This window comes from Actinomadura rifamycini DSM 43936 (assembly GCF_000425065.1).
GTDB classification, from domain to species: domain Bacteria; phylum Actinomycetota; class Actinomycetes; order Streptosporangiales; family Streptosporangiaceae; genus Spirillospora; species Spirillospora rifamycini.
Genome location: NZ_AULB01000047.1, coordinates 1 through 13269, shown reverse-complemented (window position 1 = coordinate 13269; position 13269 = coordinate 1). Strand labels below are relative to the sequence as shown.

Genomic DNA, 13269 nt, shown 5'->3' with positions numbered 1-13269 from the left:
ACGCTTCATTCTGGAGGTATCGGTATGCCGCGCACTCTCGACCGGCGGACCCTCAACCGGACGACGCTGCACCGCCAGCTCCTCCTCGAACGGTCCGGAATGGCGGCGCAGGAGGCGGTCGAGCGGCTCGTGGCCGTGCAGGCGCAGGAGCCGAACGCCCCGTACGTCGGGCTCTGGAACCGGCTCGAAGGCTTCCACCAGGACGTCCTCACCGGTCTGCTGCACGAGCGGGCGATCGTCCGCTCGTCGCTGCTGCGGGGCACCCAGCACATGGCGGCGACGCCCGACTTCCACTGGCTGAAGCCGCTGCTGCAGCCGATCGCCCTGCGCGCGTGGCGGGCGGGGTTCGGGCGCGTCGCCGCCGGGTGGGACCTGGACGAGCTGGCGGCGGCGGCGCGCGGAGTGCTCGCGGGGCGCACACTGACCCGGCCGGAGCTCGCGCGGGTGCTCGCCGAGCGGTGGCCGGACCGGGACCCGGCCGCGCTCCGCTGGTCGCTGCAAGCCCTCGTGTCCGTGGTGCACCCGCCGCCGAGCGGGACGTGGAACACGTTCGGCGCCATGCGGTTGGCGCTCCCCGAGGACTGGACGGGCGAGCCGCTGCGGGAGCGGGGAGCGGACGAGCTCGTCACCCGCTACCTCGCGGCGTTCGGCCCCGCGTCGGCGCGGGACTTCGCGGTCTGGTCGGGCCTCCGGCGCAAGGACGTCGACTTCGAGCGGCTCCGTCCGGAGCTGCGGGTGTACCGGGACGAGAACGGGGTCGAGCTGTTCGACGTCCCGGACGGGGAGCTCGTCGAGGACGCCGCGGCGCCCGTCCGGTTCCTGCCCGAGTTCGACAACCTGGTGCTCGCGTACGCGGACCGCACGAGGGTGATGGCGGACGAGCGGCGCAAGGTCGTCTGCGTCGGTTCGGACACGAAGCCGACGCTGCTGGTCGACGGCCGCGTCCACGCGGTGTGGAGCCTGCGCAACGACAAGAAGGAAGGGCGCGCGACGCTGACGATCAAGACGTTCGAGCCGCTGCCCGCGGGCCCGGCCGTGGAGGAGGAGGCGGCGCGGCTGCTCGGTTTCGCCGCGCCGGGGTCCGCGCACGAGGTCCGGGTGGTGCCCGCGTAATTCGATGGGCGCCGAACGGCCCGAATGCCATGATCGTCCCATGACGACGGAAGAGCTGGTCGCGGTGTGGCGCGACGTCATCACGGGCGACCACAAGTCCTGGGTGCTGTTCGAGCACGGCACCTGCGTCATCCTGATGGAGCCCGAGGACGACCTCGCCGTGCAGGCGACCGGGCTGCTGCGCGAGTTCGGGCCCGTCCAGGCGGGCACCCCGGCGGGCGACTTCGGCACCATCGACCTGGACGCGGCGCCCGGCTGGGCCGTGTACGGGCACCACAACGACGTGCTCACGTACGTGGCGCCGGAGGAGGTCGGGGACGAGCCGAGCGACCTCGCCGTGGGGCTGCTCGGGCGTTCGAAGCGCGACCAGGACGGCAAGGAGCTGACGGTCGTCCACGTCGAGGACAAGCGGCCCCGGTGATTCCGGGGATCTCCTCCGTTGCGTCGTAGCCGGAATGTAGAAATGTCCGTGTGATCGGGTGGGACGAGGACGCGCTGGCGGTGCTGCGCGCGGCGGTGGCGCGGGGCGACGGCGCCGCGGGCGCCGCGGTGCTGGCCGGGCGGCCGCTTGCGCCCGTCCTGCAGTACGCGGGGGACGCGCTGGTCGCGGCGCTCGCGGAAGGCGTGCCCGGGGCGGACGAGCGGGCCCGCGCGTGCCTCGCCGAGCTGGGGGAGCGCGGCGGGCCGGGGGACGCCGAGCTGGCCGCGGAGCTCGCGGCGGCGCTCGGCGACGGGCCCGGTCCCGGGCTGGCGCCGCTCCCGGCCGACCTGGGGGCGGTCGCCGCGGCGCTCGGCGCCGACCCGGCGGGCGGGCCCTGGCTGCTCGACCTCGAACGCGGCGACGTCCTGCCCGCCGAGGAGGCCGCCGGCGACGCGGAGTGCGGCGGCGGCGCGGGCCGCTGGGCGCCCGTCCCGCCGCTGGGGGCGCCGGAGGGCGAGGACGCGCGGCGCGGCGCCGCCCGGCGGTGGCTCGCCGAGCAGGGCCGCCGGCCGGCGCCGCGCGCGCTCTGACACGTCACACCGGAGGGTCGGTGCGGAGCAGGCTGTAGGTCACTCCGTCGCGCCAGGCGCCCTCCCGCCAGACGCAGCCGCGCATGACGCCCTCCCGGGTGAACCCGGCCCGTTTCAGCGCCTTCTGCTCGGCGATGTTGTCGGTCTCGGTGTCCGCGTCGATCCGGTGGACCGTGGTGTGCGCGAACAGGTACCGCGCGAGCAGCCGGTGCGCCTCGGTGCCGTAGCCCTTGCCGCGCGCCTCCGGCAGCAGGGCGATCCCCATGTTCCAGCAGTACGACGTCGGCGACGTCGTCTTGCGGCGCCACGACACGAACCCGAGGGGGTCCGCGCCGCGCACCACCATCAGGGTGCCGCCGTCCGGGCCGATCAGCCGGTTCTCCGCCCAGCCGCGCCGGTACCGCCCCGGTTCGAAGTAGCCGAACCAGGCGTGCTCGCCGACCGTCCGCGGGTCCTGGGTGACGGACTCCAGGATCGGCAGGTCCTCCTCTTCCACGGGCCGCAGCGCCAGTTGATCATCCATAGCGGCATCATGCCCGGGGCCCGGCGGTCGCGGGCCCCGGTCTCACGAACCCGGACGGACGAGCGGGAACGGGATCGTCTCGCGGATGGTGCGGCCGGTGAGGGTGATCAGCAGCCGGTCGATGCCCATGCCCATGCCGCCCGCGGGCGGCATCGCGTACTCGAGGGCCCGCAGGAAGTCCTCGTCCAGCTCCATCGCCTCGGGGTCGCCGCCGGCGGCCTGGAGGGACTGCTCGGTGAGGCGCCGCCGCTGCAGGATCGGGTCGATCAGCTCCGAGTAGGCGGTGCCGAGTTCGAGCCCGAACACGATGAGGTCCCACTTCTCCGCGAGCCGCGGGTCGTCGCGGTGCGGGCGGGTCAGCGGGGACGTCTCCGCGGGGTAGTCGCGGACGAACGTGGGCGCGTCGAGGCGTTCCTCGACGAGCGCCTCGAACAGTTCCTGGACGAGCTTGCCCTGCCCCCACTCGGGGTCGAAGTTCAGCCCGTGCCGTTCGGCGTACCGGAGGACGGTGCCGCGCGGGGTGCCGGGGGTGACCTCCTCGCCGAGGGCGTCGGACACCGAGCCGTAGACGGTGATCTCCCGCCAGGGTGCGGCGAGGTCGTGCTCGACGCCGTCGCGGACGACGACGGTGGTGCCGAGCGCGGCGTTCGCGGCGTCCACGACGAGGGAGCGGGTCAGCTCGGCCATCGTGTCGTAGTCGCCGTAGGGCTCGTACGCCTCCAGCATCGTGAACTCGGGGTTGTGCCGGTTCGACACGCCCTCGTTGCGGAAGTTGCGGTTCAGTTCGTAGACGCGGCCGACGCCGCCGACGAGGAGCCGCTTCAGGTACAGCTCGGGCGCGATCCGCAGGTAGAGCTGCATGTTGTAGGCGTTGATGCGGGTGGCGAACGGGCGGGCGGTGGCGCCGCCGTGCACCGGCTGGAGCATCGGCGTCTCGACCTCCAGGTAGCCGCGGTCGCGCAGGCCGTCGCGGACGGCCGCGATGGCGTCGCCGCGCATCCGCAGCATCCTGCGGGCCTCGTCGTTGACGATGAAGTCGACGTACCGCTGCCGGACGCGCGCCTCCGGGTCGGACAGGCCGGACCGCTTGTTCGGGAGGGGGCGCAGGCACTTGGCGGTCAGCGTCCAGTCGGCGGCCAGCACCGATAGCTCGCCGCGCCGGGACGCGACGACCTCGCCGCGCACCCCGACCTGGTCGCCGAGGTCGATGAGGGATTTCCAGCGGCCGAGGGACTCGCCGCCGAGGGCGTCCTCGGTCAGCATGACCTGCAGGTCGCCGGTCTCGTCGCGCAGGGTGACGAAGATGAGGCGGCCGTGCTCGCGGGACAGCACGACACGCCCGGCGATCGCGACGGACGCGCCGGTGCGCCCGTCCGGCGGTAGGTCCGGGAAGCGGGCGCGGACGTCGGCGGCGACGTCGGTGCGGTCGAAGCCGAGCGCGTAGGGGTCCATGCCCGCTTCGCGGATCTGGTCGAGCTTGGCGTGCCGGACCCGCTCCTGCTCCGACAGGCGCCGCTGCGGCGCGCGCGCGGCCTCGGCGTCCTCCTCGATCTTGCGGACGGCCTCGACGAGGTCGAGGGTCGGGACCATCGCCGCCGCCCGGTCGAGCTTGGGCCGGTTCAGGCTCGGCAGGAAGCCCTCGGCGCGCGCGTACGCGAGGCCGAGGCGGATCAGGTCGCGGCTCTGCAGGTAGCAGATGAAGCGGGGGCGCCAGTGCGGCATGTACTTGGCGTTCGACAGGTACAGCGACTCGAGTTGCCAGAACCGGGACGCCACGGACAGCAGCCGGGAGTAGCCGCGCGCGACGGGTCCCGCGCCGATCTGCGAGCCCCGCTCGAACGCCGACCGCAGCATGGCGAAGTTCAGCGAGAGCTGCTGCGCGCCGACCAGCGCGGCCTTCTCCGCGAGCTTGGCGACCATGAACTCGTTGAGGCCGTTCTCGGCGGCCCGGTCGCGGCGCATGAGGTCGAGCGACAGCCCGGTGCGGCCCCACGGGACGAAGCTGAGCAGGCCGCGCAGCCTCCCGTCCGCGTCGAACGCCTCCACCATCACGCAGCGCCCGTCGGTGGGGTCGCCGAGCCGGCCGAGCGCCATCGAGAACCCGCGCTCGGTCTCCTCGCCGCGCCAGTCGTCGGCGCGGCGGGCGAGGTCGGCCATCTCCCAGTCGGGGATCTGCGCGTGCCGCCGGATCCGGACCGTGTACCCGGCGCGCTCGACCCGCCGCACCGCCTGCCGGACCTGCCGCATCTCGCGCCCGTCCAGGCCGAAGTCGCTCAGGTCGATGATCGCCTCGTCGCCGAGTTCGAGGGCGTCGAAGCCGTGCCGCCGGTAGATGTGCGCGGCGCGCTCGCCGACGCTGACGGCGCCGGGGATCCACGCGTGCGCGCGGCACTCGCCGAGCCACGCGTCGATCGCCTGGTCCCACGACTCGGGGTCGCCGAGCGGGTCGCCGCTGGCGAGGGAGACCGAGCCCTCCACCCGGTAGGCGATGGCGGCCTTGCCGTTCGGTGCGACGATGACGTCCTTGTCGCGGCGCAGCGCGAAGTAGCCGAGGGAGTCCTGCTCGCCGTACTCGGCGAGCAGCGCGCGCGCCGACAGCTCCTCCTGCGGGCTGAGGACGGGGTCGCGGCGTCCCGGCTTGAACAGCGCCCAGAACGTCGCGAGCATGAGGCCGGTGCCGAGCACCCACAGGATGACGTCCACCCAGAACGCGACGGAGATGTCGATCGGCCCGCCGGTGACCCGCGGCCCGAGGACGGTCTGCGAGATCGCGTAGACGGGGTGCGTCCAGAACCCGCCGCCCTCGTCGCGGTCGGTCGCGGTGACCAGGCAGGTGCCGATCCCGCAGGTCACGACCAGGAGGGTGGCGAAGACGAGCGCGGCGAGGCGCCGGTTGGCACGGTCCGGCAGGGTGGTGAACTCGCCGCGCGCCGCCACCAGCAGGGCGATCGCCGCGAGGTACAGGACGGACGCGACGGCCACGCCCGGCGGGACGTCCAGATCGGGGTCGAGCAGCTTCGCGAGGAACGCGGTGACGTGCAGGGCGGCGGGCAGGCACAGCACCAGCAGCAGGATGCGCCAGGCGGCTTTCTTGCGGCGCCGCACGCCCATCGACAGCAGGATCCAGACGAGGCCGATGGGCACGCTGGGGAACCAGCCGAGGTAGCCGATCCACCGCAAGGCCCAGATGTCGGCCAGCTCGAGGATGAGACCATAGGAGATCCAGGCGAGCAGTGACAGGATCCCGGAGAGTCGGGTGTACCAGAAGAAGATCGTCGGCGCGGCCTGGACGAGGCGGCGCCACTCACCGGACGGCCAGGTCCCGGCCGGTTCCGGCGCCGCCTCCTGGGCGGGCGCCGCCTCCGGCCGGCGGTCCGGCCGCCGGTCCGGGCGTCTCCCCGGCGGCCGTGCCGGGACTTCTTCCTGGTCCGGTCTCGTCGGCGGTGACACCTCAGTCACCCTCCCCGCTCCTGCTCATCCGTGCGCGAACCCCGGCGCCGCCTCGGGCGTCGTACGGGTGGGGGGATGTGGCTTGCAAGCTTGGTCCAAGATTGTCAGCAAAAGTGGATATGGTCGCGGATATGCCAAATGAGCCCAACGGCGAGCGGTTGCTCGCCCGCCGCTACCGACTGGTGACCCAAGTCGGCCGAGGCGGCATGGGGACGGTCTGGCAGGCACACGATGAGGTCCTCGGTCGTGACGTCGCGGTGAAGGAGGTCATCCTCCCGCATGGTCTCACCGATGAGGAACGCGCCGTCCACCACAAGCGCACGTTCCGTGAGGCCCGCACCGCCGCGCGCCTCGGCCACCCCGGCGTCGTCACCGTCTACGACGTCGTGGAGGAGGACGAGCGGCCCTGGATCATCATGGAGCTCATCCGGTCGCGCTCCCTCGACCAGGTGATCAAACGCGAGGGGCCCCTCGACCCGCTGCGCGCCGCCGAGATCGGCCGGCAGATGCTCGCCGCGCTGCACGCCGCGCACCAGGCCGGCGTCCTGCACCGCGACGTCAAGCCCAGCAACGTGCTCATCACCGGCACCGGACGGACCGGCGAACGGGCCGTCCTCACCGACTTCGGCATCGCCATCGCCGCCGGTGACGCCACCCTCACCCAGACCGGCCTGGTCATGGGCTCCCCCGCCTACATCGCCCCCGAGCGCGCGCGGGGCCGCAAGGCCGGGCCCGCGTCCGACCTGTGGTCGCTGGGCGTCGCCCTGTACGCGATGGTGCACGGCAAGTCGCCGTTCGAGCGCAACGAGCCGATGGCCGCGCTCGTCGCCGTCATCTCCGAGGAGCCCGACCCGCCGGACAAGGGCGGCCCCCTCATCCCGGTCATCGAGGGCCTGCTGCGCAAGAACCCCGACCAGCGGATGGACGCGATCGAGGCCGGGGCGCTGCTGGACGAACTCGTCCGCCAGGAGTCCATCGACACCCAGCACACGATGGCCGTCGACGCCCCGGCCGCCGGCACCGCGCCGGAACCCGCCCGCGGCGGCCCGTCTCCCGACGCGACCCGCGTGGCCGCGCCCGCCGCGGCGTCCGGCTTCGACGCCGGGCCGGGCGGGACGGACGGCGGGCAGGGCGGCGGCGCGGCCGACACGGCCCGCGACCCGTGGCGCGCCGAACCCGACACGCGCGGCGTCGGCGGGGCGGAGACCAAGCTCGCGGGGATCCCCGGCCTGCCGCGGCTGCCCGGCAACCGGACGTCCGGCGGCGGACCGTCCGGGACGGGCCTCGCCGGGAACCGGAACCTGGTCGTCATCGCGGTCGTCGTGCTGATCGTCGTCCTCGTCGTCACCGGCATCGCGCTCGCGAGCAGCGGCGACGACGAGCAGCCCGCCCGCAACGAGAGCGCGACCAGCACGACGCAGAGCGGCGCGGCGAACCCGGGCGGCGGCGCCGTGCCCGCCACGAGCACGCCGGAGCAGACGCCGGACCCGTCGCCGAGTTCGACCGTCGCGGCCGGGTTCCGCCTCCACGAGGACGACAGCGGCTACAGCATCCAGGTCCCCGACGACTGGACCGGCCCCGAGTCGAAGCGCGGCGGCGACTTCTTCTACTCGCCCGACCGCAGCGCCTACATCCAGATCGACCAGACGGACAACCCCGGCGACAGCGCCCTCCAGGACTGGCAGAACCAGGAGAACGGCGGTTCCGGCTGGCCCGGGTACGAGCGGCTCAAGATGGCCCCGACCGGCGAGCAGCCGCCCGTCCCCGACACCGACGACGGCGACGACTCTGCCGACTGGGAGTTCACCTACGACGGCAAGGGCGGCACCCGCATGCACATCCTCAACCGCGGGTTCGTCGCGAACGACCACGGCTACGCCATCCTGCTGAGCGCCCCGCACGACGGCTGGGGCCGGCTGTTCGCCGAACTGCAGCCCGTCTACCGCTCGTTCACCCCGGCGGAGGACTGATACGTGGCGGGACGCTTGCTGGCCGGGCGGTACCGGCTGCTCTCGGTCGTGGGGCGCGGCGGCATGGGCACCGTCTGGCGGGCCGCCGACGAGACCCTCGACCGGGAGGTCGCCGTCAAGGAGGTCGTGCTGCCGAACGGCCTCGCCGACGACGAGCGCGAGAACCGGCACCGGCGGACGCTGCGCGAGGCGCGGGCGTCCGCGCGGCTCGGCCACCCCGGCGTCGTCACCGTCCACGACGTCGTCGACGAGGACGGCCGCCCGTGGATCGTCATGGAACTCGTCCGGGGGCGGTCGCTGCAGGACATCCTCGACGAGGACGGGCCGCTCGCCCCGGCCCGCGTCGCCGCGATCGGCCGGCAGGTCATCGGCGCGCTGCGCGCCGCGCACGCCATCGGCGTCCTGCACCGCGACGTCAAGCCCGCGAACGTCCTCGTCACCGGCGACGACCGGGCCGTCCTCACCGACTTCGGCATCGCGCAGGTCGCCGGGGACGCCACCCTCACCGGCACCGGCATGGTCATGGGGTCGCCCGCCTACATGTCGCCCGAGCGGGTCAAGGGCGACGCCGCCCTCCCCGCGTCCGACCTGTGGGCGCTCGGCGCCACCCTCTACGCCGCGTGCGAGGGCAAGGCCCCGCACCACCGCAGCGACGCCATGGCCGTCCTCGCGGCCGTGATGACGCTGGACGCGCCGCCGCCGCGCAACGCGGGCCCCCTCGCGCCCGTCCTCATGGGGCTCCTCGAACGCGACCCGGCCGCCCGGACAGGCGCGCAGCAGGCCGAGGAGGCGCTCGCGGCGGTCGCGGACGGCCGCGCCGCGTCCCCCGCCGCGCCCGCCTCCGACGGGACGGCGCTCGACGGGACGGCGCTCGACGGGACGGCGGCGAGCCGCGCGGCGGCCGGGCGCACGGGCGCCGCGACGGCCGTGGATTCCGCGCCGGTCCCCGCCCCGGTCCCTGCGCCGATCCCCGTCCCCGACCCGCCCGGCGGCACCGGGACGATCGGGTTCCCCGACGCCCCGACCGCGCCCCCGCACCCGGACCCGCACGTCACGGGGCCGGCCCGGAAGCGGGCCGGCGGCCGGGCGCGGACACCGCTGGTCATCGCGGGCGCCCTCGCCGTGGCGGCCGTCGTCGCCGTCGGCGCGTTCCTCCTGCGGCCGGACGGCGGCGAGTCCGCCGCCGGGGCCGGAACCGGCCAGGAGCGGCCGCGGGGGCAGGCGTCCGGCGACGCGTCCGGCGCACCGGGGACGCCCGCCGCGGGACAGCCGAACGGACCGCTGGACGGCCCGTCCACGCAGGTCGAGGCGTCCCCGAGCACGCCCGCCCCGGCCGTGATCCCGCCGAACTTCAAGCGCGAGAAGGGCCCCGGCTACACGATCGGCGTCCCGCAGACCTGGGTCCGCAACGAGCAGGGCCGCGGCATCGTGTGGAACGACCCCGCGACCGGCGGGTACGTCCAGGTCGACCCCACGCCGTGGCACGGCGAGCCCTACCGGCACTGGGAGGTCTGGGAGCAGCAGGCCATCACCGACGGCAACCTGCGCGCCTACGAGCGGGTCTCCCTCACCCGCAGCACGGTCGCCGGGCACCCCGCCGCCGACATCGAGTTCACCTGGATCCGCGCCGGCGAGACCACCCGCGCCCGCGACCGCGGGGTCGTCATCGACGGCCGGTCGTATGCGATCGTGGTCGCGCTTCCGGCCTCCCGGTGGAACGCGAACACGACTCTCGTGAACAATGTCCTCGACACGTTCCGTCCCACGGGGGTGGGATGAACGACGGGGGGACCTTGACGACATGGCACAGGGACGGCTGCTCGGCAACCGCTACCGGCTCGACTCGGTGGTCGGGCGCGGCGGCATGGGCACCGTCTGGCGCGCCCACGACACGATGCTCGACCGCGAGGTGGCGGTCAAGGAAGTCGAGCTCCCGCCGGGCCTGACCGAGTCCGAGCACGCCGTCCTGTACGAGCGGACGCTGCGCGAGGCACGGGCGTCCGCGCGGCTCAACCACCCCGGCGTCGTCACCGTCCACGACGTCGTCGAGGAGGCCGGGCGCCCCTGGATCGTCATGGAACTCGTCACCGCGCCGTCCCTCCAGGACCTGCTGGAGCGCGGCCCGGTCGGCCACCGCCGCATCGCCGAGATCGGCCTGCAGATGCTCGGCGCGCTCCGGCACGCCCACGAGAAGGGCATCCTGCACCGCGACGTGAAGCCCAGCAACGTGCTGATCACCGCCACCGGACGCGTCGTCCTCACCGACTTCGGCATCGCGCAGATGGAGGGCGACTCGACCCTCACCCAGACCGGTCTCGTCATGGGGTCGCCCGCCTACATCCCGCCCGAGCGGGCGGCGGGGGAGCGGGCCGTCCCCGCCTCCGACCTGTGGGGCCTCGGCGCCACCATCTACGCGGCCGTCGAGGGCCGCTCCCCGTACGAGCGCCCCGACGCGATGGCGTCCCTGCAGGCCGCGCTGACCGAGCCCGTCCCGCCCGCCCGCAACGCCGGGCCGCTCGCGCGCGTCCTGGAAGGGCTGCTGGCGCGCGAGCCCCGCGTCCGGATGACCGCCGCGCAGGCGCAGCCGCTGCTCACCCAGGTCGCGACGATGCCGGAGCCCCGGCCGCCCGCCCCGCGCCCGGCGCCCCGCCCGACGCCGGCGCCGGCGCCGCGGCCGCAGCAGCGCCCCGGCCCGCCCGGCCCGCCGTCGCAGGCCGGGCCGCCGCCGTCGCGGCCGTCCGTCCCGGCCCCGCCGCGGACCATCACGGACGAGACGGTGACCGACCAGCCGTCCAGCCGCTTCCTGCCCGGGCCCGCGCCCGGTCCGGCGCCGAACCCGGTGTCCCGCCCGGTGGACGACGAGACGCGCGAGGACGCCGCCGAGACCATCCTGGACCCGCGGGTCCTCGACCCGCACGACCCCGAGGCCACCGAGACCGACGACGACCGGCGCGGCGAGCCGCGCACCCTCGTGGAGACCGAGTGGGCGCCCCCGCCGCCGCCGCAGCCGTCGCCGTCCGCGCAGCGGCCGTCGCCGTCGACGTCGCAGCCGCGCCCGTCGGTGACGCCGCCGCCCGCGCCGCCGCCGGCGCCGTCGCCGCGGCAGTCGGCGCCGCCCTGGGGCCTGCCGCAGTCGAACTGGCAGCAGCAGCCGCCCCCGCCGGTGTCGCGGCCGTCCCGCAGCACCCCGAAGGCCCGCGAGCGCCGCAAGACGATCATCATCGTGACGGTCGCGGCGATCCTGGTGGTCGCGGCCGTGATCGCCGGGGCGCTCATCCTCCGCGACCGGATGGGGACGGGCGCCCTGGATCAGGCGCGCGCGGAGATGCCGAGCCCGTCGATCGCGGCGCCGTCCGCCCGCACGGACGGCCGCTCCGACACCACGTCCGTCATCACCATGTGAGGCAGCGTCAGCGGCGGCGGATGCGCGGGCGTGAACGTCACCGGCACGCCGAGCAGCTTCGCCGACATCTTCGTCGTGTACATGACGACGTGGCCGTCCAGCGCCAGGCTGCCGGTCGTCGTGCGGGACGCGGCGCCGCCGCGTCCCGCGACCTGGTCGACGTCCTTCAGCACGGCCTTGGACATCGAGAACTTGAGCGCCTCGACCGTCCCGCCGGCCGACGGCAGCCGTGCGACGCCGTCGTAGCTGAGGCCCGTCATCGTCAGGGAGGTCGCGCGCAGCGCCGCCGCCCCGAGGTAGACCCGCGGCCCCGCCCCCGCGTCCTTCGCGGGCGCGGGCGCGGCGGCGGCCTGCGGCGGCGGGGTGGGCGCGGGGGCGGGGAGGTGCGCGCCCAGGAAGGCGGGCAGCGCCAGCGGGACGGCGAGCGCCGTGAGCCGCCCGCCGCGCGGGACGTCCCACGCGCCCGTCGCGTCCCGGACCGGCGGCGACTCCGGCGCGGGCGTCCACGCGAACCCGAGGGCGCCGCCGAGCACGCCCAGCAGCAGGCCCGCGAAGAAGCCGCCGAAGTTCGAGGTCAGGAACGACGCGAGGGCCAGCAGCACGGCCAGCACGCCGAAGAACGACCGCTGGGCGGGCTGGAACCACAGCAGCGCGCCCGCGGTCACCAGCAGCGCGCCGATCAGCCAGCTCGCGACCCCGGCCATGCCCTGGTGGACGGTGACCGGCATCGGCGCCAGCGGGACGGTGATGAGCTCGACGCCGCCGAGGACGGCGAGCAGACCGCCCCAGAAGGGGCGCGTCCGCCGCCAGCGGCGGAACCCGTGCGGTGCGGAGGCGTTCACGGCGCTCAGAAGCACTCGTCGCCGAGGGTCATGTGCAGGTCGCTGAGCTTGAACGTCCCGGCGGTGGTCGCCCACGCCGTCTGCCGGACGTTCCGCAGCTCGATGCGGTCGGCCTGCTGCCCGAACATGCCGGCCGCGCCCGTCGAGCCGGACGGGCCCTTGTCGAGCGTGCTCGCGTCCCGCCCGATCTCGATGTTGGAGAACGTCGCGTCCGCGTCGAGCTGCGCGACGTCCAGCACCAGGTCCGTCGCCTCGACCGGCGTGTCGCCCGTCCCGGCCGTCAGCCGCAGCGTGAACGGCCCGACCTTCACCGACTGGCACATGTTCGAGATCTTCGCGTTCCTGATGCCGGACACCTGCACCGGGTGATCGCCGCCCTTGCCGTCCTTGTCCACGCCGCCGTACTGCACGAACCCGGTCCCGACGAGGCGGTCGGCGCTGACCTTGAAGCTGCCGCCGGAGACGGCGAAGGACGACGCGACGGAGCCCTGGGCGGTCATGAACACCATCGCGCCCGCGCCGATCGCGGCGGGGGCGGCGACGGCGGCGAAACGCTTCCAGCGGACGCGGCCGAGCGGCGCGGCGGACTTGGACATGACACTGCTCCCGGGGGGTCGACGGCGGGGGTGCGCACGCCGCGTGATCGGGGTCACGGGCGTGACGTAGAGTGCAAGTTACTCCTAAGTACTTACTTTCGACAACCCCGGAATCAGAGATTCGGTCATGACCGAAATCCCCCCTGACCTGTGTGATCTTGCGGATCGCCCGCCCCGGCGGGCGTTTCGGCCCCCCGCGCGGACCGTCACAGTAAGTGATTACTGAGGGCGCCGGGTGCGGCGGCACGAAGGCACGAAGGCACGAAGGCGCGAGGGCGCGAGGGCGCGAGGGCGCGAGGGCGCGAGGGCGCGAGGGCGCGAGGGCGCGAGGGCGCGAGGGCGCGAGGGCGCGAGGGCGCGA

General features: G+C 74.7%; 10 protein-coding genes. 6 read left to right on the top strand and 4 right to left on the bottom strand.

Going from position 1 to position 13269, the window contains the following annotated elements:
- The first annotated feature begins 24 nt into the window (after nt 1–24).
- The 3 genes from H505_RS0132095 to H505_RS48270 are packed head-to-tail and all read left to right on the top strand — an operon-like array spanning nt 25 to nt 2124.
- Nucleotides 25–1113, top strand: coding sequence for a winged helix DNA-binding domain-containing protein (locus tag H505_RS0132095; RefSeq protein ID WP_026405230.1), 1089 nt, complete (start codon nt 25–27; stop codon nt 1111–1113).
- 40 nt (nt 1114–1153) lie between these two features.
- Nucleotides 1154–1534, top strand: coding sequence for a hypothetical protein (locus H505_RS0132090; RefSeq protein ID WP_026405229.1), 381 nt, complete (start codon nt 1154–1156; stop codon nt 1532–1534).
- A 50-nt stretch (nt 1535–1584) separates the two neighbouring features.
- Nucleotides 1585–2124, top strand: a complete 540-nt coding sequence (locus H505_RS48270; protein WP_026405228.1) for a hypothetical protein — start codon at nt 1585–1587, stop codon at nt 2122–2124.
- A gap of 4 nt (nt 2125–2128) precedes the next feature.
- Here H505_RS48270 and H505_RS0132080 read toward each other — a convergent pair whose 3' ends face one another.
- Both H505_RS0132080 and lysX read right to left on the bottom strand, forming a co-directional pair.
- Entirely contained in the window at nt 2129–2647 is a 519-nt protein-coding gene (locus H505_RS0132080; protein ID WP_026405227.1) for a GNAT family N-acetyltransferase, read from the bottom strand.
- A 42-nt stretch (nt 2648–2689) separates the two neighbouring features.
- A complete protein-coding gene (lysX, locus tag H505_RS0132075) occupies nt 2690–5920 on the bottom strand; it encodes a bifunctional lysylphosphatidylglycerol synthetase/lysine--tRNA ligase LysX (RefSeq protein ID WP_026405226.1) in 3231 nt (1076 codons plus the stop codon).
- 308 nt (nt 5921–6228) lie between these two features.
- Between lysX and H505_RS45690 the strand changes: the two genes are divergently transcribed.
- Genes H505_RS45690 through H505_RS48265 form a run of 3 tightly spaced genes read left to right on the top strand, consistent with a single transcriptional unit; the run spans nt 6229 to nt 11470 of the window.
- The gene (locus H505_RS45690) at nt 6229–8067 is read left to right on the top strand and encodes a serine/threonine-protein kinase (RefSeq protein WP_084551061.1); all 1839 of its coding nucleotides are present in this window, start codon (nt 6229–6231) and stop codon (nt 8065–8067) included.
- Between the two features lie 3 nt (nt 8068–8070).
- Complete coding sequence (locus H505_RS52560; RefSeq protein WP_064743757.1) at nt 8071–9846, top strand: serine/threonine-protein kinase; 1776 nt, start codon at nt 8071–8073, stop codon at nt 9844–9846.
- A 22-nt stretch (nt 9847–9868) separates the two neighbouring features.
- On the top strand, nt 9869–11470 hold the full coding sequence (locus tag H505_RS48265) for a serine/threonine-protein kinase (RefSeq protein WP_051301416.1): 1602 nt from the start codon (nt 9869–9871) through the stop codon (nt 11468–11470).
- Here the strand turns inward: H505_RS48265 and H505_RS45675 are convergent.
- Together H505_RS45675 and H505_RS0132045 are read right to left on the bottom strand one after the other, a co-directional pair.
- Nucleotides 11377–12312, bottom strand: a complete 936-nt coding sequence (locus H505_RS45675) for a DUF6114 domain-containing protein (RefSeq protein WP_034520914.1) — start codon at nt 12310–12312, stop codon at nt 11377–11379. The two genes, H505_RS48265 and H505_RS45675, sit on opposite strands and share 94 nt — an antisense overlap.
- Before the next feature lie 5 nt (nt 12313–12317).
- On the bottom strand, nt 12318–12908 hold the full coding sequence (locus H505_RS0132045; RefSeq protein ID WP_026405225.1) for a DUF6230 family protein: 591 nt from the start codon (nt 12906–12908) through the stop codon (nt 12318–12320).
- Nucleotides 12909–13269 lie beyond the last annotated feature (361 nt).